At 67.1% G+C, this 22,370-nt stretch carries 15 protein-coding genes and 1 pseudogene; 4 read left to right on the top strand and 12 right to left on the bottom strand.

What is annotated here, in order from left to right; translation table 11 throughout:
• Positions 1 to 139 precede the first annotated feature (139 nt).
• The 11 genes from OHS57_RS37340 to OHS57_RS37390 form a co-directional block, all read right to left on the bottom strand.
• Positions 140 to 952, bottom strand: coding sequence for an ABC transporter permease (locus tag OHS57_RS37340; RefSeq protein ID WP_328584931.1), 813 nt, complete (start codon positions 950 to 952; stop codon positions 140 to 142).
• A 68-nt stretch (positions 953 to 1,020) separates the two neighbouring features.
• On the bottom strand, positions 1,021 to 1,941 hold the full coding sequence (locus OHS57_RS37345; protein ID WP_042002237.1) for an ABC transporter permease: 921 nt from the start codon (positions 1,939 to 1,941) through the stop codon (positions 1,021 to 1,023).
• Positions 1,938 to 3,110 (bottom strand): ABC transporter ATP-binding protein, encoded by a 1,173-nt coding sequence (locus OHS57_RS37350; protein ID WP_328584932.1) that lies wholly within the window; start codon positions 3,108 to 3,110, stop codon positions 1,938 to 1,940. Before OHS57_RS37350 ends, OHS57_RS37345 begins: the two co-directional genes overlap by 4 nt.
• 5 nt (positions 3,111 to 3,115) lie before the next feature.
• On the bottom strand, positions 3,116 to 4,318 hold the full coding sequence (locus OHS57_RS37355; protein WP_328584933.1) for an ABC transporter substrate-binding protein: 1,203 nt from the start codon (positions 4,316 to 4,318) through the stop codon (positions 3,116 to 3,118).
• Between the two features lie 128 nt (positions 4,319 to 4,446).
• Entirely contained in the window at positions 4,447 to 6,204 is a 1,758-nt protein-coding gene (locus OHS57_RS37360) for an IlvD/Edd family dehydratase (RefSeq protein WP_443043127.1), read from the bottom strand.
• Positions 6,205 to 6,266: 62 nt separating this feature from the next.
• Positions 6,267 to 7,196 (bottom strand): dihydrodipicolinate synthase family protein, encoded by a 930-nt coding sequence (locus OHS57_RS37365; RefSeq protein ID WP_443043033.1) that lies wholly within the window; start codon positions 7,194 to 7,196, stop codon positions 6,267 to 6,269.
• Positions 7,193 to 7,831: a GntR family transcriptional regulator gene (locus tag OHS57_RS37370; protein WP_198533564.1), complete on the bottom strand. Its 639-nt coding sequence runs from the start codon at positions 7,829 to 7,831 to the stop codon at positions 7,193 to 7,195. Before OHS57_RS37370 ends, OHS57_RS37365 begins: the two co-directional genes overlap by 4 nt.
• Before the next feature lie 120 nt (positions 7,832 to 7,951).
• Entirely contained in the window at positions 7,952 to 10,759 is a 2,808-nt protein-coding gene (locus tag OHS57_RS37375; protein ID WP_328584934.1) for a glycoside hydrolase family 2 TIM barrel-domain containing protein, read from the bottom strand.
• Positions 10,760 to 10,943: 184 nt separating this feature from the next.
• On the bottom strand, positions 10,944 to 12,947 hold the full coding sequence (locus OHS57_RS37380) for a PQQ-dependent sugar dehydrogenase (RefSeq protein ID WP_328584935.1): 2,004 nt from the start codon (positions 12,945 to 12,947) through the stop codon (positions 10,944 to 10,946).
• 173 nt (positions 12,948 to 13,120) lie between these two features.
• Positions 13,121 to 14,257, bottom strand: a complete 1,137-nt coding sequence (locus tag OHS57_RS37385; RefSeq protein ID WP_328584936.1) for a ricin-type beta-trefoil lectin domain protein — start codon at positions 14,255 to 14,257, stop codon at positions 13,121 to 13,123.
• Positions 14,258 to 14,362: 105 nt separating this feature from the next.
• A complete protein-coding gene (locus OHS57_RS37390; RefSeq protein WP_328584937.1) occupies positions 14,363 to 16,720 on the bottom strand; it encodes a ricin-type beta-trefoil lectin domain protein in 2,358 nt (785 codons plus the stop codon).
• 753 nt (positions 16,721 to 17,473) lie between these two features.
• Here OHS57_RS37390 and OHS57_RS37395 point away from each other — a divergent pair.
• Positions 17,474 to 19,051 (top strand): RICIN domain-containing protein, encoded by a 1,578-nt coding sequence (locus OHS57_RS37395; protein ID WP_328584938.1) that lies wholly within the window; start codon positions 17,474 to 17,476, stop codon positions 19,049 to 19,051.
• Positions 19,052 to 19,232: 181 nt separating this feature from the next.
• Here the strand turns inward: OHS57_RS37395 and OHS57_RS37400 are convergent, their stop codons facing one another.
• Positions 19,233 to 19,400 carry a hypothetical protein gene (locus OHS57_RS37400; RefSeq protein WP_328584939.1) on the bottom strand — a complete coding sequence of 56 codons (168 nt, stop codon included), beginning with the start codon at positions 19,398 to 19,400 and terminating at the stop codon, positions 19,233 to 19,235.
• Between the two features lie 57 nt (positions 19,401 to 19,457).
• Between OHS57_RS37400 and OHS57_RS37405 the strand changes: the two are divergent.
• From OHS57_RS37405 to OHS57_RS37415, 3 genes and pseudogenes are all read left to right on the top strand, one after another.
• Positions 19,458 to 19,918: pseudogene (locus tag OHS57_RS37405) on the top strand (NPCBM/NEW2 domain-containing protein).
• 292 nt (positions 19,919 to 20,210) lie between these two features.
• Positions 20,211 to 20,447 (top strand): hypothetical protein, encoded by a 237-nt coding sequence (locus tag OHS57_RS37410; protein WP_328584940.1) that lies wholly within the window; start codon positions 20,211 to 20,213, stop codon positions 20,445 to 20,447.
• 174 nt (positions 20,448 to 20,621) lie between these two features.
• Positions 20,622 to 22,367, top strand: coding sequence for a glycoside hydrolase family 27 protein (locus tag OHS57_RS37415; RefSeq protein ID WP_328584941.1), 1,746 nt, complete (start codon positions 20,622 to 20,624; stop codon positions 22,365 to 22,367).
• Positions 22,368 to 22,370: the final 3 nt, after the last annotated feature.

Here is a 22,370-nt window from a genome sequence, read left to right on the forward strand (position 1 = left end):
TGCCCGCGCTCGCGTTACGCATCCGCGCTGAGCTTGTCCTACCTTCCAAGCGTGGGTCTGAGGCGGTCATTCGTAAGATCGTCGGCCGACCGTACCTGTGTTCGAAAAGTCCGTGGCGCGGTCCTCCAGATTGGGGGCGTCACTGCGAGCTGCGCGCGACCAGCTGGGTGGGATTGACGAACCGCAGTGCGATCAGGAGCAGCACCGCCATGGACGCGGTGTAGATGACGGCCATGGCGTCGATGGACTGGGGGCTACGGATACCGGCCGAGAAGACGGCGGAGAAGAGGGACACGATGAGGGTCTGGCTGTCGGGTCCTGAGGTGAGGAAGGTCAGTTCGAACATGCCGAACGTGCGGACCAGGACGAGGGTACCGGCGGCGAGCATGCCGGGCAGGAGGAGCGGGCCGAGGATGCGGAGGAGGACGGAGCGGGTGGAAGCGCCGCACATCCGGGCCGCGGCTTCGAGGCGGGGGTCGATCTGTTCGATGAAGGGCGTCATCGTGAAGATCACGAACGGGATGGACGGGACGAGGTTGGCCAGGACGACGCCAGTGAGCGTCCCGGCCAGGTGGAACTTGTACAGCACGGTGGCCAGCGGGATGCCGTAGGCGATCGGCGGCACCAGGATCGGCAGCACGAACAGCGTATTGACGATCTTCTTGCCCGGAAAGTCACGGCGGGCCAGGGCGTAGGAGGCCGGCACGCCGAGCAACAGAGACAGGGCGACGACCAAAAAGGAGACCTCGACGGTGACCCACATGACCTGGCCGAGGTTGAACTCGTTCCATGCCTTGCTGTACCAGGAGGTGGTGTAGCCGTGGGGTGCCCAGCCCTTGAACCAGGTCCTGCCGAAGGAGTTGACGACCACGGAGCCGATGACGCCGAGCACAGTCAGGAAGAAGACTGCGAGGGCGGCCCAGACCAGCCAGGCGCCCGGGCGCAGGGTCACGCTCCGGCGTCGCACCGGGGCTGGGCGGGGCGGAGCCTCAACCGGCGATGTGGACATCGTGGGGACGGTCATCCCTTGCCTCCTGTGGAGCTGCGGTAAAGGCGGGAGCGCAGCGCCATCGTGAGGCCGATGACTGCCAGCATCAGGGCAGTCATGACCATGGCGATCGCAGAGCCCTCGGAGTAATTGAACCGCTCCAGGGCGGTCTCGTAGGCCTCGACGGAGATGACGTGGGTCTTGCCGTCGGGATCGCCGACCATCATCGCGGAGGGGAACACCGCGAAGGCCAGGACGAAGGTCAGGACGAAAGTAGTCATGAGCCCGGGCAGCAGCAGCGGGAAGGTGATGTGGCGAAAGCGCTGCCGCCAGTCCGCGCCGAGGGTGGCGGCGGCGCCCTCCAGAGCCGGGTTGATTCCGGAGAGGTAGGAGTGGGTGAGCAAGAAGGCGAACGGGAAGCCGCTGATGATCAGGGAGAGCAATACGCCCCAGTAGTTGTAGGTGAGTTTGACCGGTGAGTCGGTCAGGTGGAGGGCGTGCAGGGTCTGGTTGAACCAGCCGACGGGGCCGAAGAACTCCAGGATGCCTTCGGCGGTCAGTACCGTGCCGAGCGTGATGGGGACGACGAGCAGGGCGAGCAGCAGGCGCTTGCCGCGGAAGTCCTGCCGCATCCGGTAGGAGATCGGCACGGCGGCGCCGACGTTGATGATCGCGGCGGGTATGGCGAGTTTGAAGGTGATGCTGATGGAGCCGACAGCGAAGGAGTTGGTGAAGAAGTCGTGGTAGGAGCCGAAGAAGCCGCCCTTTTCGGGCTGGAAGGATATCTGGAGCCCGTAGAGGAACGGGTAGACGAACAGGGCGATCACCGCGAGCAGGCCCGGCAGGAGCAGCAGCAGGGTGCGGTCGACGCCGCGTTCGGCCAGGCGGTGTCGTAGCGCGGTTCGGGCGGGTGGGTCCGGCGCGGGAACGGGTGGAGGGACGGCGGCGCTCATCCGGTCGCCTCCTGCAACTCCTCGGGGTCGCGAACGAAGACCAGGGCCCGCTCGGAGGGGATGGCCAGGGAGACGGTGTCGCCCGGGTGAGCGTGGACTGCTGTCTTGAAGTGGATGCGGTCGCCCGCGCCGGTGAGGGCTTCGACATGGAAGAGCCGGCCGTGGTACTCGACGATCTCGGCCACGGCCTCGATGCCGGCGCCTCCGGTCTCGTCGCCGTCTTCGGCGAGGCGGATGTCTTCGGGGCGGACGGCGACCGCGACTTGCTCCCCGACAGCGGGCGTGCGGTCGCCGACCGGGGTGCCGCGTAGTTCCAAACCACGGCCGCGGGCGAGTACACCGCGGGAGTCTGCGGACGCCGCCTCCAGGTAAAGGAGGTTGCGGTAGCCCATGAACGCGGCGACGTGCGGGTTGGCGGGGTGCTCGTAGAGGTCGGCGGGCGTGCCGATCTGGCTGACGCGGCCCTCGTGGAGGACGACCAGGCGGTCGGCGAGCGACAGGGCCTCTTCCTGGTCGTGGGTGACGTACAGGGTGGTGAGGCCGAATTCCTGGTGGATGCGCCGAATCTCGCTGCGCATCTCCAGGCGCAGTGCGGCATCCAGGTTGGACAGCGGCTCGTCCATGAGAACCAGCGGCGGTTCCAGTACTATGGCGCGGGCGATCGCGACCCGTTGCTGCTGACCGCCGGAGAGCTGCCCGGGGTGCTTGCGGGCCTGCTCGGTCAGTCTGACCAGGGACAGCACCGCATCGACACGGCGGTCTAGGTCTGCTTTGGGGATCTTCTGCATCTTCAGGCCGAATGCGATGTTCGCCCGCACGGTCAGGTGCGGGAAGAGGGCGTAGTTCTGGAACACCATGCCGAATCCGCGTTTTTCCGGCGGCAGCGTGTCCACGCGCCGCCCGTCCAAGGTGATCTCACCCCCGGTCAGTGGCAGCAGCCCGGCCAGGCAGTTCAGCGCGGTGGTCTTGCCGCAACCCGAGGGCCCGAGCAGGGCGACGAACTCCCCGCCGTGCACGGTCAGGTCCAGCGGGTGCAGCGCGGTGTGCGTCCCGTAGTCACGGGTCACGCCCCGCAGGTGCAGCTCGCGCAGCTGAGAGCCGATCCGGTCATCGTCAGTGAGCGGGCCCTTGGGCCGGATGCCGGATGCGGTGGAATTCGTCGGGGTCACCGCGGTCACTTCGACGAGCCGATCTTGCGGTCCCACAGGTCGAACGCGGTGACCTGGGTGGTGGCCGGCAAGGAATTCTTGATCGGATACTGCTTGATCCACGTGTCGAACAGCGGCTCACCGAACTGCGCGACGACCTTCTGCGACGCGGCGGGCGCTTTGTCCAGCGGCACGTCCTTCACCGCCGGCCCCGGATAGAAGTAGCCCTCGTCATAGGCGAACGCCTGCTGCTCCGGGGTGAGCATCCACGCCAGCAGACGCAGGACCGCCGTCAGCGTGTTCGACGAGACACCTTTGGGAATCACCCCGTACTGGGCGTCACACACCCATGTGAAGGTCTGGAATTTCGACACCTTCATCCCTGGCGGCACTGTGCCCAAGGCCCGCGGATTGATATACCAACCCGTCGTGGAAGCGACCATGTGCACCGTTCCCGCTGCGAGGTTCTTCATCGTGTCGGTCGTCCCGGCCGGGTAGGAATCGACGTACTTGTTCAGCTCCGTCAGATACGCCCACGTCTTCGCCCATCCGTTGGTCGGGTCCGTCGGGTCGGAGTCACCGAGCAGGTAGGGCAGACCCATCAAAAAGGTGCGCCCGGGGCCGGAGTTGGCAGGGCGGGCGTACTGGAACTTCCCCTTATTGGCCTTCGCCCAGTCCAGCAGTGCGTCCGTCGTCGCTGGCGGGCTGGTGACCTTCTTCGGGTCGTACTCCAGCAGCGGACCGGACGGGTACCAGACCAGCTCGATGCCCTGGTCCTGCGCCAGCGACGTCATCGAGGCAGCAGCTGGCTGGTAGTTGGCCATCAGGCCAGGGAGGAAGGCGTCGTAGTACGGCTTGAGGTTGTACCACAGGCCCTTCTGTATACCGGCGGCCAGCCCGTCGGTGCCGGTCAGCACCAGGTGGATCTGCACGTTGTCGGCCTGCTGTTGCGCCTGCACCTTGGACGCCAACTGCGGCGCCGTACCCGTGCTGTAGGTGACCTTGCCGACGACTTCGGGGTGCGCGGACGTGAATGCCTCGATCATCGGCTTGGTCAGGGCCAGATTTCCGGCCACGTCCAGGATGTTGAGGGTGACCGGCTTGCTGGGGGTGCTGGCCAGTGACGTGGGCGCGGGAGCCTTGTTGCCGCTGTCGTCGGGGCTGCTCGGGGCGGAGCAGGCCGCCAGGATCGGTGCGGCGACCCCGGCGGCGGCCAGGGTGGACAGCACCCGGCGACGCGGGAGACCAGGGGGGCGGGGGACGGACCTTCCGGGGATCTCAGACATGGCGGATCAAGCCCTTCGCTGGTGCGGTGGCCAAGGAGTGGTGTGCTGTGCGCAGTTGCGGGTATGCCGGTTCAGCGTGGGTCGGGCACCGGATTGCGGCCCTGTGATGCGAGGAAGTCGAAGTCGCAGCCCACGTCGGCCTGCGTGACGTGCTCGTTGTAGAGGGCGCCGTAGCCGCGGGTGGACACCGGCTCCGGCGGGAGCCAGGCGAGGCGACGTTGTTTCAACTCGGCCGGTTCGACGTTCAGTTGAAGCAGGCGTCGCTCGACGTCGAGGGTGATCAGGTCGCCGGTGCGTACCAGCGCCAGCGGACCGCCTGCATGCGACTCGGGGGCGATGTGCAGTACGCAGGTGCCGTAACTGGTGCCGCTCATCCTGGCGTCGGAGATTCGCACCAGGTCGGTGACGCCCTCTTCCAGCAGGTAGGCGGGGATGGGGAGCATTCCGTACTCCGGCATGCCCGGCCCGCCGAGGGGGCCTGCGCCGCGCAGCACCAGGACGGTGTCCTGGGTGATGGCGAAGGCGGGATCGTCAATGCCCTCCCTCAGCTGGGAGTAGGAGTCGAAGACAACCGCGGGTCCGGTGTGGCTCAGCAACTCGGGGGCGGCCGCAAGGTGCTTGATCACCGCGCCGTCCGGGGCGAGATTGCCGTGCAGGACGGCGAGGCCGCCTTCCTCGTGGAGGGGCTCGTCATGCCTGCGGATGGCGGGCCCGTGGATCTCGGCGTCCGCGAAGTACTCACCGAAGGAATGACCGGCCACCGTGATGCGGTCCGGGTGCAGCGTTCCCGGAACCTCGTTCAACTGCCGGAGCAGGGACGGGAGTCCGCCGGCGTAGTAGAAGTCCTCCATCAGATGTGCGCCCACCGGGCGGACGTCCGCGAGGACCGGGACGCGGCGGCCGATGACGTCGAAGTCCGCCAGCGAGAAGGGGACCCCGAGCCGTCCGGCCATGGCTGTCAGATGGATCAGCGCATTGGTGGAGCCGCCGAGGGCGAGCACAGTCGCGGCGGCGTCCTCGAATGCCGCCCGGGTCATCACGGCTGCCGGGGTGATGTCCTCCTCGACCAGGCCGACGATCCGCCGGCCTGCTGCCGCCGCCATTCGGTGATGGGCAGAGTCCACTGCGGGAATGGCGGAGGAGCCGGGCAGCGCCATGCCCATGGCCTCGGCGACAGCGGTCATCGTGGACGCGGTGCCCATGGTCATGCAGTGGCCCGGTGAACGCGCCAGACCGCACTCCACCTGCGACATCTCGCACTCGTCGATGCGACCGGCCCGGTATTCGTCCCAGTAGGCCCACAGATCGGTGCCGCTGCCCAGGGTCTTTCCGCGGTGGTGGCCGCGCAGCATGGGCCCTGATGGGACGACCAGGGCCGGCAGCCCGGCACTCGCGGCACCCATGAGCAGCGCGGGCACGGTCTTGTCGCAGCCGCCCATCAGCACCGCGCCGTCTACCGGGTACGACCGCAGCAGCTCTTCGGTCTCCATGGACAGCAGGTTGCGGTACAGCATGGGAGTGGGCTTCTGGAAGGTCTCCGAGAGAGTGGAGACGGGGAACTCCAGCGGGAATCCGCCGGCCTGCCACACACCGCGCTTGACCTGCTCGGCCCGTTCCCGCAGGTGCATGTGACAGGGATTGATGTCGGACCAGGTGTTGAGGATCGCGATGACCGGCTTGCCCAGGTGCTCTTCCGGGAGGTAGCCGAGCTGCCGCATCCGCGAGCGGTGGCTGAAGGCCCGCAGGCCGCCGCCGGTGACGTCGTCGGCGTTGCCGAACCAGGCCGCGCTGCGCAGCGGCTTCAACCCTGGCGACACGGTCCCGGCCACATCAGCGGCGGCACCTAAGGCACCGGTCTCATCGGCTTCGCTGTTCCCGGCGGTTCCCGCGTTCACAGCCGGCCCTCCGTCCGCCACTGCGCGATCAGTTCACCGATGGTGTCGCGGACCGCAGCAGGCAGGAGCCGGGACGGCGGACGGACCGTCCGTGTACTCAGGCCGAGTTGCGCCAGTGCCTCCTTGACCACGCTGACGTTGTCGGCGGACGCGTCGGCCGCGCGCAGTTCCTCAAAGGTCCGCGCCGATTCCCATACCTTCATGGCTTTCGGGTAGTCCCCGCCCCGCAGTGTCTCCAGCAGCGCGAGTGACAGCTGCGGGATGACGTTGACCAGACCCGAGGTGAAGCCGACTGCGCCGGTCGCCCAGTATGCGGGGGCGTACAGCTCGGCCAGCCCGGCTATCCACGCGAACCGGTCCAGGCCCGCGTCCCGCGCCACGGATGCGAAGCGTACCGAGTCAGGGAGGGCGTACTTCACACCGACGACGTTCGCGCAGGTGTCGGCGAGCCTCCGGATCTGCTCGCCGCTCACGCGCTCGTCGCGGATGTAGAGGACGACGCCGAGTTCCGGCACCGACTCGGCGATCGCCCGGTGGTAGTCGATCCAGCCCTCTGCGGAGCGGTAGGGGTGGACGGGCTGGTGCACCATGACGGAGCCTGCTCCGGCGTCACGGGCGTGGAGGGCGGCCGCGACCGCTCCTGCCGTGTCCAGGCCGACGCCTGCCATCACCTCCGCCCGGCCTCCGGCCGCCGCGACGGCCGACTCCACGGCCCGCCGGGCCTCCGCTGGGCTGAGGGCGTAGAACTCGCTGGTGTTGCCGTTGGGGGTCACCACCTGCACACCGTGGTCGACCAGCCGACGGACCAGTGCCGCGTGGTTGTCCCAGTCCACGCTGCCGTCCGTGTTGAACGGTGTCACCGGGATGGCGATCACGGTGGCGAGCCGGGCACGGAGATCATCCATACGCGAGGTGTCCGGTGTCATGCCGGTTCTCCTCCGCTGAGGTCGGGGAAGTTGCGCGCCACGAACGCGCCGATGTGGTCGCGGAGCAGGTCGCCTACCAGTTCCGGCTGCCCGCTCTGCGCGGCGCGCAGGATGGCCCGGTGCTCCTGGGCCTCCATCTCCCAGGATGGTCGGACGGCCCAGGCGGCACTGGACACCAGGGCCGTTTGGTCGCGCAGGTCGTCCAGTGAGTTGACCAGCAGCGGGTTTCCGCAGCCCGCGTAAAGGGCCCGGTGAAAGTCCCGGTTCGCCAGCGAGCGCTCGGCCGCGTCGGCGGCCCGGTCCGCGGTGTCGAGGGCGGCTGCCGCCGCATCCCAGGACCGGTGGTCGGTTGCCGCGGTCCGTACCGCGGCAATCGGCTCCAGCAACAGCCTCATGTCGTACACGCTGCGCGCCAAGGCCTGGTCGACCTCGCGCACCGAAGCTCCCTTGTAGGGACTCATGATGACCAGGCCCGTGCCTGCCAGCGTCTTCAACGCCTCGCGTACCGGCGTCTTCGACACCCCCAGCTGAGCGGCGAGTTCGGTCTCCACCAGCGGCTGTCCCGGCTTCAACTCACCTGTCAGGATTCCGTGCTTGACCGCGTCCAGCACCGCCTCGGTACGCGAGGGCAGCAAGCCGGGATGGAAACGGCTGGAATGAGCAAGCACATCGGACACAGGACAGGCCCCCAGGAGATCTCATATATGAAGTGCCGACGACGCTAAAGCTTCGCCGGGTGGCGGTCAAGGTTTCCGTCAGCTCTCGAACCGGAAGTACAGGGTGCGGGTGTACGTCCCCGCCGCGGTGTTGGGCTGGCCGGCCGGCCCTACGTCGGTCGCGGAGTGGAACTTATTGCCGATCGCCGGTATTCCGTCGAGGAAGGAGATGTTCCCCGCAGGGAAGGGCGCGGCGGCGGTTCCCGAGTCCGACGGCTGCGAGGGCGTGAACAGCCGCAGGAAGACGTTCTCCTGGGCGGACACCACGGTGATCGTTCCTTCTGTGGTGTGGAGGGAACCCCAGTACAGGTCGGCGTGGTAGCCCTTGAACTCGGGGTAGGCAAAGCCGGTTTTCCCGGTGGCGGTGTTGTTGTAGTTCTTGGTCCACACGTCGGTGGTCACCCCGCGCAGCCGGTTCTTCCAGACTCGGTAGGGCCCGCGGCCCAGCCATGTCACGCCGGTGACCTTGGACTCGGGATAGTCGAAGTTCACACCGAGGTAGTCGTGCGTCCCGGTGAGGTTGTAGGTGTAGTCCAGCCGGAGCCAGCCGTTGCTGTCCAGCCGCCACCGCACCGTTGTCAGATTGCCCGAGTACGTGGCGGTGACGGTGTGGGCGCTGCCGTCCTGGGCGTGGGTCAGGCCGGTCAGCGTCGAGGACCCGGCCGACAGGGCCGGCCCGTTGGCCAGCGACACCGCGGTTCCGTCCCTGGTGATCCCGGTCAGTCTTCCGGTGGCGCGGGCGATGCGCACCGAGGTGGCGCCCGCGGTCATCGTGACCGTGTCGCCGCTTTGGGTCCCGGTCACCGACGGCGCGCCCGGGACCGGGACGACAATCCGGGCCGCGTGGTTGGCCGCCTTCTTGATCGTCCAGACCCAGGTGGCGAGTTCGGCGCCCGAGGCGTCGGCTGCCGTCACGCGCAGCGCGTCCGCGGTCGCCCAGTTCGCCGGCAGTCCGAGAGTGAGCTTCCCGGTGCCGCCGGGAGCGATGCTCGGACTGGCGCACGTGCCCTGCGCCGTCACCGTGTGCCCGGTGCCTCCCGGGGAGGCGTAGGTGACCAGCTGCCAGCTGAACCTGCACGTGGAGGTGTTGGTGAAGGCGTAGCGGTTCGTCAGCCCGACGGTGCCGTCGAAACTGGCGGGGAAGGTGGTCTCGTAGTACGAGCGGCTGGTCAGCTGGACCGGTGACCAGATGTCCTTGATGGTGAAGTAGCTGCCCTCCTTCTCGCGGAACGGGCCGACGATGCCGTCAGGCCCGCGGTTGCCGTTGGTGTCGATCGCGCCGCCGCCGTCGTCGCGGCGGATCGACTCGTCGATGAGCGACCAGATGAACCCGCCGGCCGCGTGCCGCGCGGTGGACATCAGGTTCCAGTAGTCGTCGAGTCCGGCGCCGGCGCCGCCGTCGTAGAGGCCGTGCAGGAACTCGGTGGGCATGTAGACCGTCGAGCCGGCCAGTTTGGACTGGACCGCGGAGTAGGTCGGGTAGTGGTTGGTGTCGATGCCGCTGAAGTTCGCCCAGGGGTGCAGCACCGCCCGTTTCTGCGGGTCCCAGGAGCCGAAGAGGCCGTCCAGGGCGGTGTTCCAGCCACCTTCGTTGCCGTTGTCCCAGAACAGGATCGAGGGGTGGTTGACGTCCCGGGTGACCATCGCCTGGACCAACGGGGTGCCGGCCGCCGTGTCATAGCTGTGCTGCCACCCGCCCAGCTCGTCCAGCACGTACAGGCCCAGCTCGTCACAGAGATCGAGGAAGTACGCGTCCGGCGGATAGTGCGACATCCGGACCGCGTTGACGTTCATCGACTTCATCAGCGCGATGTCCTCCCGCGCCAGACGCGGGCTGGAGGCACGCCCCAGGGTCGGATAGAAGGTGTGCCTGGTCACGCCCTTCAACAGCACCCGGACACCGTTGACGTAGACGCCGTCACCGCTGCGCACCTGCACCGTCCGGAAGCCGAACCGCTCGGTGAGCCCGTGCACCTGCGCGCCCGAGGAGTTGGTCAGCACCACTTCCGCCTGGTAGAGGTTCGGGGTCTCGGCGGTCCACAGCTTCGGGTTCGACACGCTCGTGGAGACGGTGACATGGGTGGCGCCCGCCGAGACCGGGGTCGAGACACTGCCACCGACGTTCGTGCCGTCGAGCGTCTTGATCTGGGCGGTCACCCTGCCGCTGCCCACGTTCCCCGCCAGGTAGACGTCGGCGGCGAAGGTCCCGCTGGACTCGGCCCGCACCGCGATCCGGTCGACCCGCGCCGTGGGGAACGCCTGCAGGTACACCGGCCGGAAGATGCCGCCGAAGTTCCAGTAGTCACCCTCGCGTTCGGCCTGGTTGACCGAGTTGTTCGAGGAATCCTTGTCGACGGTGACCTCAAGCAGGTTGCTCTTGCCCAGGAGAATCAGGGACGTGACGTCGTAGCGGAACCGGTAGAAGGCTCCCTGGTGCCTGGAGCCCGCTGACTTGCCGTTCAGCAGAACAGAGGTGTCGGTCATCGCACCCTCGAAGACCAGGAACACCTGTCGGCCCGCCCACGAGGCGGGCGGTGTGAAGCTGTGACGGTACTTCCCGCTCTCACCCGGCGTCAGCGCCCCGCCGTAGTTGTACGTGCCGTAGCCGGAGAACTCCCAGTTCGACGGCGTCGGGACGGTACCCCAGACCCCGCTCCTGCGGCCGGCCGTGCACTGGAAGTCCCACGGCACGGTGCTGTCGACGTCGGTACCGGTCAGGTACATCGTCTGCGTCGCGGCGCCGTCGGCGACGCTCGCCGACGCCGGTAGGGCGACTCGTGTCGCTGCGACGGCGGACAGTCCCATCGTCGCCCCGAGGGCCAGGAACCTGCGTCGTTGCACATCCATCGGAATCCTCCTGGGGGAAAGGGGCACTGGGCAACGGCTTCTCGGCCGTTGCCAGGTCACAGCTCCAGAGTTGGCCATCCGCCGCCACTTCAACTCCTGCGGCGTGCACGGCCCGGTATTCGGCGGTGCGGAGGGCGCCCGGCCCAAGGGTGTCGTCGAGAACCTCCTTGGGCCGGGCCCTGGATCAGCCGAGTGCGACGTGGAAGAGCTTTTCGTTGCTGTTGTTGGGGATGCTGTCCTTGTCACCGTTGTTGCTGGTGGTGAGCCACAGGCCCCCGTCGGGGGCGGGTTCGACGGTGCGCAGCCGGCCGTAGGTGCCGTTGAAGTACGTCTGCACGTCGGTCAGCGAGCTGCCGCTGATGACCTCGCGGTACATCCGGGTGCCGCGTTCGCAGGCCACGTACAGGACGTCGCGGACAACGGAGATGCCGGAGCAGGAGCCGTCAGCGGTGACGTAGGTGCGCTTGGGCGCGATGTATCCGGAGGTGCCGCAGGTGCCGCTGGTGCCCTCGCAGGCCGGCCAGCCGTAGTTGCCGCCCTTGGTGATGAGATTGGTCTCATCCATGATCGCGTTGCCGAACTCCTGCTCCCACAGTCGTCCTTGGGAGTCGAAGGCCAGGCCCTGCGGGTTGCGGTGGCCGTAGCTCCAGGCGTAGTTGCCGAACGGGTTGTCCGAGGGCACGGAGCCGTCGGGGTTCAGGCGCAGGATCTTGCCGTTGAGGCTGTTCTTGTTCTGCGCGTTGTCGCCGTTCTGCGCGTCGCCGGTGGAGGCGTAGAGCTTCCCGTCGGGGCCGAAGCGCAGCCGGCCGCCGTTGTGGAACTTGTTGCGCAGGATCCCGGTGAGCAGGATCTGCTCGCTGCTGAGGGTGAGCTTGTCGTTGTCCAGCTTGATCCGCACGATCCGGTTGTCGGTCGGGGATGTGTGCATGATGTACAGCCAGTGGTCGCTGGCGTAGGTGGGGGAGACGGCCAGGCCGAGCAGGCCGCCCTCGCCGTCGGTCTCGTCGACGTTGGGGACGGTGCCCACGGTGGTCTTCGCCCCGGTGGCGGGGTTGAGGTGGACGATGTCGTGGGCGTCGCGGCGGGTGTACAGGATCGTGCCGTCGGGCAGCGTGGCCAGGCCCCACGGGATGTCGGTGTCGGTGGCGATCTGCGTGACCGCACACACCGCACTGCCGCACGCGGCACCGGTCTTCACGCTGACCGTGTTGCTGTGGCCGGAGACATTCGCTTGTGCGTCACGGGCCACCACGTAGTAGGGGTAGGTGGTGTTCGCGCTCAGGCCGCTGTCGATGAACGTCGTCGCCGGCGGGGTCGTGCCGTTGGCGGTGACGGTGCCGGCCTTGGTGCTGCCTCGGTAGACGTCGTAGTACTTCACCGCGACGTTGTCACTGGAGGCCGACCAGCTCAGCGACACCGTGGTGCCCGACACCGTGCCGGCCAGGTTGCCCGGCGTGGTGGGGGGCTGGGTGTCGACCTGGCACTGCGGCGGGGTGATGGCGACCGTGGAACTGGCCTGGGAGACGTTCCCGGCGGCGTCACGGGCGTTGACGTACAGTCCCCAGTTGACCCCGGGGACAACCGTCAGGCTGGTGGACAGCGTCGTGCCGCTGACCGACTTCATCAGCTGGCCGTCGTGGTAGACGTCGTAGAACGCCACCCCGGTGTTGTCGCTGGAGGCGTTCCAGGCGAAGGTCACCGAGTCGCAGACCAGGTTGCTGACCCGCGGGTTGCCCGGCACGGTCGGCGGCTGGGTGTCGCCCGCCGTGGTCTTCCACTGCTGGTTGCTGCCGCCGTTACAGGTCCACAGGCCCACCAGGGTGCTGTTCGCGGTCGCCCCGCCCACCACGTCCAGGCACAGCCCGGACTGCACCCCGGTGATCGTCCCGTTGCTGTTGACCTTCCACTGCTGGTTGGTCCCGCCGTTGCACGTCCAGATCTGCAGCGTGGCGCCCGGGGTGGTGGCTCCCTTGGCCACGTCCAGACACTTCGGGCTGTCGTAGACCCGCAGCTCACCGGCCGAGGTGAGCGTCCAGGCCTGGTTGGTCTGGGAGTTGCAGTCGTAGATGTTGATTCCGGCGCCGTCCGCCGTGCTCTGGCCGATCACGTCCAGGCACCGGCCCGACGCCGTACCCGTTATGTGCGACCCGGTGGCCGCGGAGGCGGGCGTCGCGCTGGTCGTCAGCATGGCCGCCAAGGCCGCGATCGCGGCTAGCGCGGCGACAGCGGCCGCTGACCATCGCCGATGGCGCGGTCTGTGAAGGGGTCTGCGGAACACGGAAGTCTCCTTGCGGATCGATGAGGGTCGTGCGACTGGATTCACCAGTCGCGTGCTGTGCTCGGAGCGGAAACCGCAGCGGACTACGCGGACTGTGGCGCCGTCCACTTCTGGTTCGTGCCGCCGTTGCAGTCCCAGATCTGGACCTGGGTGCCGTCGGTGGTGGCGGCGGCGGGGTCGTCGAGGCAGCGGCCGGAGGCGGGGTTGCGGTAGCCGCCGTTGTACGCCTCCCATTTCTGGTTGGCGCCGCCGTTGCAGTCCCAGATCTCGGCCTTGGTGCCGTTCGCGGTACCGCCACCGACGATGTCCAGGCACTTGCCGAGCGCGCGCAGTGTGCCGTCCGAACCGGCGCTCCACGACTGGGCGTTGGTGCCGTTGCAGGACCAGATCTGTGCAGCGGTGCCGTTGGCGCTGCTGCCGGTGTTGACGTCCAGGCACTTGCCTGCGACGCCCGAGCGCACCGGGCCCGCGGGGGAGGTCCCTGGTGCGTGTATCCACCCGGCGGCGTCGGCCGCCTGGATCCCGGCGTTGAAGGCGGTGGCCATCTTCTGGTAGCCGCCATCGTTGGGGTGCAGCCCGTCGGACAGGTCTGCTGTGGTCAGCGCGCTCATGTCGACCAGCCGGACGTGCTTGCCAGCGGACTGCTCGGCCTGGACGATGCCGGGGATCGCCTGGTTGAACGCGGGCCGGTTGGGCTCCTCGGTGCTGTTCGTCGACACGATCAGGGTGCCGACCAGCACGGTCGCGTCCGGGGCGTCCGCGGTGATCTGGTCGATCAGCGCGTGCAGCCGGTTGGTGGCGGTGGGCACCTGGTAGTTCTGCCCCAAGTCGTTGGTACCGATCTCCAGGGTGACCACGTTCGGCCGGTACTGGCTGAGCACGGAGTCGGCGATGCCGGCGATCTGGTCGATTCGCCAACCGGAGTGGCCCTCGTTGTCCGGGTCGGACATCGGGCCGTTACGGCCGGAGCCGACGAAGTCCAGGGTGTGTCCCTCAGCCGCCAGCTGGTTCCACAGGAAGCCCCGGTAACCGTTTCCCGATGGGCTCCCGAGACCCCAGGTGATCGAGTCACCCAGCGGCATCACCCGCAAAGACGCAGGCGCGGCGGCCGCCGGTGCGGGAGCGGCTGCCGCCGATCCGGCGGCGGCCGCCGGCAGCGCCACGCCCAGGCCGAGCGCGGCCGTCGTCGCTGCAACCAGTCCTGCTGTGTAATACCTCATATATTTGCCTTCTCCGATGTGGGGGGATGATTTCGGCGGACCGGCTCATCCGGTCCATCTGGACGCGTGTGGGGACAGGGGCGTCCCGCCACGCGGCCACCGGTGTTACGAGGTTGCGGGCACGTTCCATTTCTGGTTGGTGCCGCCGTTGCAGTCCCAGATGGCGAGTCGGGTGCCGTTGGTGGTGTTGGCAGCGGGGATGTCCAGGCAGCGTCCGCTCGCGGGATTGACGAGCGTGCCGTTGGAGACGTTCCACTGCTGGTTGCCGGCGCCGTTGCAGGTCCACAGGTCAACCAGGGAGCCGTTGGCCGTGGCACCCCCGACCACGTCCAGGCACAGCCCGCCGTTCTTCACGGAGCCGTTGCCGATGGTCCACTGCTGGGCGCCTGATCCGTTGCAGTCCCACACGTCCACGACGGCGCCGGCGGTGGTCGAACCGGTGTAGTCGTCCAGGCACTTGCCGGTGTTCAGGGCGGAGGTGACCGGTCCGGTTGCGGTACCGCCTCCAGTGCCTGAGCCCGGGGTGATGGAGAGGTTGTCGAACTGGTCGGTGCGGTAGCCCTGGATGCCGAGACCGGCCTGGCCGCTCTGGAAGGAGGCGTCGGTGACCGAGCCGATCTGCCTGCCGTCGACCTTGGCGGTGATCTGGGAGCCCTGGAAGGCGAAGGACAGGTTGTGCCAAGTGCCGGTGCCCAGTGCCGTGGTGGTGCCGGTGGCCAGGGTGTGGTTGGACCCGTCGGTCTGCATCTTCTCGATCCACCACTGCCCGGTGTTGCGGATGCGCAGGTAGTACGCGTTCATGTGGGACTGAGGGCGCAGTTGGGTGTTGGCCCTCCCCAGCAGTTCGGTGGTGCCTGCGCTGCGCAGAAGGACGTCGGCGCTGACGGTGTAGTTCGACCAGGTCGGGTCGCCGATCAGCGAGTAGGCGTCGGAGTCGTCCTGCCACTCGATCGGCTTGACCGGGGCCATCTGCTGCACGCACTTGCCGCTGCGGCCGGTGCAGGGCTGGACTTCGTAGGAGCCCTGCATGTCGGACAGGTACTTCGCCTCGGTGCCGTTGCCGTAGCCGTCGAAGTTGTCGGAGTAGGGCAGCGCGAGGGAGTGCGCGGCCGGCGCGGTCGCGGTGCCCTTGCCCGCACCGTTCAGAGTGCTGACGGTGTAGGCGTAGCCCGGCTGCATCGTCAGGGAGTACGAGCCGTTGTTCGGCGTGATGTCCTGGGTGTGGAGGAACGACGTCGCGTTGCTGGGCGAGTTGAGCTTGGTGGCCCACACGTGCACCGTGCCGGTGGACAGCCCGCCCTGGACGTGGACGTTGACGGTCTGCGACGAGCCGGAGGTCGTGGTCTCCAGGATCGTGGAGTAGTCCGAGCTGGTGTTTGACTTGATCGTCACGAAGCTGCCGTTGTTCTCCGAGCCTCCGAGGTAGCCGGAGGCGGAGTCGATGAACTTCCATCCGGGTTTGGTGAACTGGGTGACCTGCGCGGTCGCCCAGGTGCTGGCGCCGATGGTGTAGTTGCCGGACCAGGGGGAGCCGGCGGTGGCCAGGCCGACGGTGGAGTAAGGCATGTTGGGCGTGATCGCGGCGATGAGCGGCCAGTTGTAGTAGCTGGTCAGGCGGGCGTCGGTGTAGCCGCGGGTGATCGAGCGGATCAGTGCGGGGGCGCCGCTGTTCATGTCGTTGGATCCGCCCTCGGAGTCCCACAGCGGCTTGCCGTTGTTGCGGGCGGTGGCGGTCGAGGAGCAGGTCTGGGCGATGTTGTCGTTGCCGTAACCGCAGGTGTAGTGGGTCCCGATGATGGAGACGGCGTTGTTGAAGGCGGCATTGCCGGCCATCTCGTCGGCGACGTCCCAGCCGTTGTCGTTGGCGACGATCTGTACGCTGTTGTAGCCGGCGCTGTTCAGGGCGGAGCGCAGTTGGATGTACCAGTTGGCGTCCTGGCCGCGTTCGTTCCAGCCACCGAGGTACTTGATGCTCAGGCCGTGCTGTTTGGCGCAGCCCAGCCACGACACGATGTAGTTGATGGTGTCGGTGGACCAGAAGCCGCCGTTGATCCAGCCGGGCGCGGTCCATGCCAGGCCGTAGAGCGCGATGTCGGGGTTGCGGGCCTTGGCCTGCTCGGCGAGCCAGAACTCGTAGCCGGCGTTGCAGTTGACCGTGCCACGGGAGTGCTCGATGGAGGGCTCGGAGCCGTCGGTGGAGTTGGCGTCGCCGCCGATCTCGATCTTCAGCGACTGCAGGCTCGCCCCGTAGCCGGGCTTGAACATGTAGTCCAGGATCTGCGACTGCTGGGCGGCCGGATAGTCCGTCAGCAGACGGGAGTTGCCGCCGCCGCCGCTGATCGCTCCGATCCCGTCGAAGGTCCGGCCACCCTGCGAGCCGTCCACCGTGATGGACGTGGTCGCGGCCTGTGCCGGCGTACTGCTCACCGCCAGCACCGCGGCCAGCAGCGCCAAGACCCACAACGGGGCTAATCTCACAAGTCTTTGCATGTCGGCAGCCTTCGGAGCGTAGGGGATGGAAGGAAGCGCGCGTTCAGCTGAGGGGGGACGCTACGTACTGTCAGGAGGATGGGGCACAGTGTGCTGTCGTGTTTCTTTTGAGGTCAACCTCCGTGACAAAGAAACAAGTTCACACAGTTTCCGATCACAGTGACATCACAGGTCATCGACCTGTAGGCCGCCGATACCGAAAGTCCTGACCCGCCGCGCCGCTGGCTCGCCCGGCCGACTGAGTGGCCTTGGCGCGCTGGAACGAGGGATCGCAGAGCTGACGCGGCGTGGATCGGTGCGCCGGACAAGGCTCTTCGAGCCTGATCTCATGTATGACGCATTTTATATCGTTGATACTTGTTTCTTTCGGCGCGAGTCTTGACGCAGAAACAAACAGGACCACACACTGTCGCCCAGTCTCCGGAACGGTGACCGTCGGCTCCCTGGCTTGGAGCTCTCGCGAAGCTGTCCTCCCCCGCTGGAGAAGGTATGTGCTGCAACGACGCCTGTGCCCGTGCTGCCCCCAGTCGCCGACTCGACGGCCCGGGCCCGGAGGTTGAAACCGCGGCGGCGCAGCCGACCGGCCCCGGCCGCTTCCGGTCCCAACGCCGCGCAGAGCCAAGGCACGTGGACCGAGCTGTGGCACTGCAACGGTGGCGTCAACCAGACCTGGCCCCGGACAGCACAGCTCCGAACCCACCCGCGTACTCACCAAGGAGAACGCACATGATCGGACGCAGAACATTCCTCACGGCCGCGACGGCGACCGGAATCGCCGTGGTCGGTGCGACAGCCGCACCAGGTTTCGCCAAGGCAAGGGAGCGCACCTCGGCAGTGGCACCCAGCGCCACGCTGGGAACCGACAACGCCAACGCAGCCTTCACCGCGCTGAACAACGCCTTTCTTATCTCCAACGGCAACCAGCGGTACTACAAGACGTCTCTCAACAACGCCGAGAAGGACTATTTCTGGCGTCAGGCACTGGACATCCAAGCAGTGGAGGACGTGTACGACAGCAACCCGACCACCGACACCCGAACGCTGGTCGGGGGACTGCTCGACACGTTCCTGCAGCAGAACCAAGGCGGGGGCGGGCTGTACGACTGGAACTGGAACGACTACAACGACGACATGCTCTGGGCCGGACTGGCCTTCGCGCGCGGCTACCGGGTCACCGGCAACCAGACCTACCTGAACCAGGCGAAGTATGCCTTCGACCGGGCATACAACCGTGGCTGGGACAGCGCCCTGGGCGGAGGCATCTGGTGGAGCGTCGGCAAGAACGAGAAGAGCGCTCTGAGCAACGGCCCGGCGGTCATCCTCGGCTGTCTGATCTACGAGTCGAACGGTGACAGCTCGTATCTGACCAAGGCCCGGGCGATCTACGACTGGACGTGGAACACGCTGCTGGACCGCTCGACCGGCGCCGTGCACGAGAAGATACAGGCCAACGGAAACCTTGACAGCGGGGAGACCGTCTACTCGGCCGGCGCCTTCGTCAGCGCGGCCCAGGCGATCTACCGCAACCAGGGCGGAGGAAGCCTGTTCGACGACGCCAAGCGGACCGTCGACTGGGTCATCCGGAGCAGGACCTCCAACGGGATCATGACCAACGGGCAGCGGGAAGGAACCTGGCAGTCCGAATTCGCCCGGGGCATGGGCGAGTTCGTCAGCCAGAACAACCTGTGGGGTCAGTACTACGACTTCATGAAGCGCAACGCGGACGCGGCATGGAACGTACGGCGCACTGATCTGAACCTGACCTGGAACCGCTGGGACGCGCAGACGCCGCGCGACGACACCCGGGCGGTCGAATCCATCGGCGCGGTGATCATGCAGGCGGTCACCCCGGCCGCCCAACCCGGCTCCTCATCGTCCTCCATCGTGTCCGGAGCGACCTACCAGCTGATCTGCGCCCGCAGCGGCGAAGCCCTGGACAACGGCAGCGCCGGCGCAGACGGCGCGCCCGCGTTGCAGTGGACCAGCAGCGGCGGAACACAACAACGCTGGAAGGTCACCAGCGTCGGCGGGGGCTACTACAAGCTCGTCAGCCAGTACAGCGGCAAAGCGCTCGACAACGGCAACAGCAATAATGACGGCGCCGCCGTCATCCAGTGGACCGACAACGGCGGCCCTCAACAGCAGTGGGCCATCACCAGTACCGGCGGCGGCAACTACAAACTCACCTGCCGCCAGAGTGGCAAAGTGCTGGACAACGGCAACACCACCGCGCAGGGCACCGCCGTCACCCAATGGACCGCCAACGGTGGTACCCCGCAGCAGTGGAAGTTCGTCCAGGTCTGACAAGGCGGAGCCGTCTGCGCGAGGTTCAACCGGTACGTCAGGTGGGGGATGGGCACACAGTGTGCCGAGAACTCCCTTGCGTGCTGAGAGACCGGGCCCTGTGGAAGCTCCCAACTCCCAGCCACGCAGGGGCGTCTCGCGGACGCTGCGACCGAGAACGACCGCATCCTCGACGCGTCCGTCAGGCGCTTGCGCGAAGCACCAGTGACGTCGGCAGCGTGATCGCGGCGAGTTCGCCGCCTTCGACGACCTCGACCAGCAGACGTACCATCTCGACCGAGATGCGCTCCAGCGGTTGGCTGACGGCGGAGGGGGCCTTGTTGTGGGCGGTGAGCGCGAACAGCGCCATGACGACGGCACCTTCGCCCAGGGCGGCGTGGCTCAGTGGCTGCGGCAAGACGCCCAGGTGACGGTCACCAATCCGCCTCCGGCGACCGGGACCAGCGACGTCAGCGACCTCGACTTCCTGTCATCCACCAATGGCTGGGGTTCGGTCGAGCGCGACCAGGCCGTGGGCGGTACCAACGCCGACGACGGCACGCCGCTCACCATCGACGGGACCGTGCAATCCAAGGGCCTGGGCACGAACTCGATCAGCGACGTCACCATCTACCTCGGCGGCAACTGCTCCAAGTTCACCTCGAAGGTCGGCAATGACGACGACGCGGGCAACTCCGGCACCATGACTTCAGCGTGCTCGGCGACGGCAAGACGCTCGCGGCCACGAAGACGATCAAGGGCGGCGACCCCGCCAAGCAGCTCACCGCCGACCTCAGCGGCGTGCAGACTCGCGACCTGGTCGTCGGCGACGGCAACGCCTACGACCACGGAGACTTGGCAATGCCCACCATCACCTGCTCAGACTGAGCGGCGCTGCGTAGAGCACCGGGTCGGTCGCGCCCCATTACGGCCGGCCCGGGCAACGCCACAACTCCGGCCCCACGGGCCGTCACTCGATGCCGTCACCTTGGTGCCGCCGAATGTGATCACGACACCGAGGCCGCCCACGGCGACGTCACGCAGCTCGCGTACATATTGGCTCTGCACCCGTGCCGAACTCTGGCCGCGCCGACAGACCGCAGTCGCTGCCCGCACCCGCGTTCGCAACACCATCTTGTCCGGCCGCCGCCCGACCTGGATGCGCTGGACCCTGATCAGCATGCTCGCCACCAGCGTCCTCGCCGTCACGCGCGCCCGCACCACCACCGCGGCACCCTCGGGCCACCGGCTCATCCCGCCCAGCGTCCGCCAGGTCCTGCGGTTGCTCCGGATCACCGCCCTGCCCCGTCCGCGACGCGACCACGTCCTGCTCTGGTCCGCCTGGCGCCACCACCAACACCAGGCCGCCCAAGCCCACCGCCGCTGGAACAACATCACCGCCACAGCAACGACTTGACCAGAACGACGACCCACCAATCAACGAACTACAGACGCCACGTCAGTCCGGAACTGAATTAATCTGTCCGATCGAGTCCACTTTGGTGGATGTATTGACACCTGATCGAACACTAGGGCTCAATACAGAACAGTATGAGACTCCTGACGTGCTGAATCGACTCGAAGGAGAGTCATGTACAAGCGCGCGCTCGTCGCGACGGTTGCCCTGGCATCGTCGCTGTTCATATCCACCCTGGCGGGCTCGACGCCCGCACAAGCCCAGGACAACGGTGCGTCGCGGACGCCGCCGATGGGGTGGAGCAGCTGGAGCTTCGTCAGAAACAACCCGACCGAGGCCAAGATCAAGGCCCAGGCTCAGGCGATGCACGACTCGGGCCTGATGTCTGCGGGTTACAAGTACATCAACCTGGACGACTACTACATCAAGAACCCCGGCACCACCGTCGATCAGTACGGTCGCTGGGTCGTCGACACCGGCAAGTTCCCGGACGGTATGAAGAACCTGGGCGACTTCATCCACGGCCTGGGTGAGAAGTTCGGCATGTACGTGACGCCGGGTATCCCAGTGGCGGCGTACAACCAGAACACCCCGATCGAGGGCACGTCGTACCACGCACGGGACATCGTCTCGAGCACGTCGACCTTCGAGTCGAACTACGGCGGGTTCGGCAATGTCATGTACTTCATCGACTACAACAAGAACCCCACCGCGGCGCAGGCGTTCGTGAACTCGTGGGCGAACCTGTTCGCCTCCTACGGGGTCGACTACATCAAGATCGACGGCGTGCACACCAGCGACCAGAACGACGTCATCGCCTGGTCGAAGGCGCTGAACCAGACGGGCCGCACCATCCACTACGGCCTGTCGAACACCCTGGACATCAACAACATCAAGACCTGGCAGCAGTACTCCAACAGCTGGCGGACGGGCGGTGACATCGAGTGCTACTGCTCGACCCTCACCACCTGGAGCAACGTCGGGCCGCGTTGGGCGAACCTGGCTCAGTGGGGGCAGTACGCCGGTCCGGGTGGCTGGAACGACCCGGACTCGATTGAGGTCGGCAACGGTGACCACAATGGTCTGACCGTGAACGAGCGGCAGAGCGTGATCACTCTGTGGGCGATCACGCGGTCGGTGATGATGCTGGGGAGCGACCTGACCAACCTGGACGCCGGTGACCTCAACATGCTGAAGAACGCCGAGGTAACCAACGTCAACCAGACCGACTCCGTGGTGGCCAGCCAGATTTCGAACAACAACGATCTGCAGGTGTGGGCCACGAAGCAGAAGAATCCGGACGGCAGCTACACGGTGGCGTTGTTCAACCGTTCCGACCGGGCCGGCAACGAGACGGTGACGGCCAACTTCTCCGACCTCGGGTTCAGCGGTTCCGCCACGGTGCGCAACCTTTGGGGCAAGTCGAACGAGACTCTCACCAACTCCGTCAGCCGGAGTCTGGCCCCGCACGAGTCCGCGTTGTTCAAGGTGACCCCGTCCGGCTCCTCGACTCCGGTCGGCGGCAACCTGACCAGTGGCCTCTCCGGCCGCTGCGCCGACGACCCGAACAGCACCCCTGTGAACGGCACTCAGCTGGACGTGTGGGACTGCAACGGCGGCGCCAACCAGAAGATCACCTACAGCTCCTCGGCCAAGACGCTGAAGGTGCTGGGCAAGTGCTTCGACGCCCATGGCGGCGCTACCACCGCCGGTACGCACGTGGAGATCTACGACTGCAACGGCGGCGCCAACCAGCAGTGGAACGTCAACTCCAACGGCACGATCACCGGCGTTCAGTCCGGGCTCTGCCTTGACGTCACCGGGGCCACCAACCCCAACGGCGCCGGCCTGGAGTTGTGGAACTGCACCGGAGGCGCCAACCAGAAGTGGACCCTCGGATCCGGCGTCAAGGTGGCCTGACGA

This window comes from Streptomyces sp. NBC_00370, assembly GCF_036084755.1.
GTDB lineage: Bacteria > Actinomycetota > Actinomycetes > Streptomycetales > Streptomycetaceae > Streptomyces.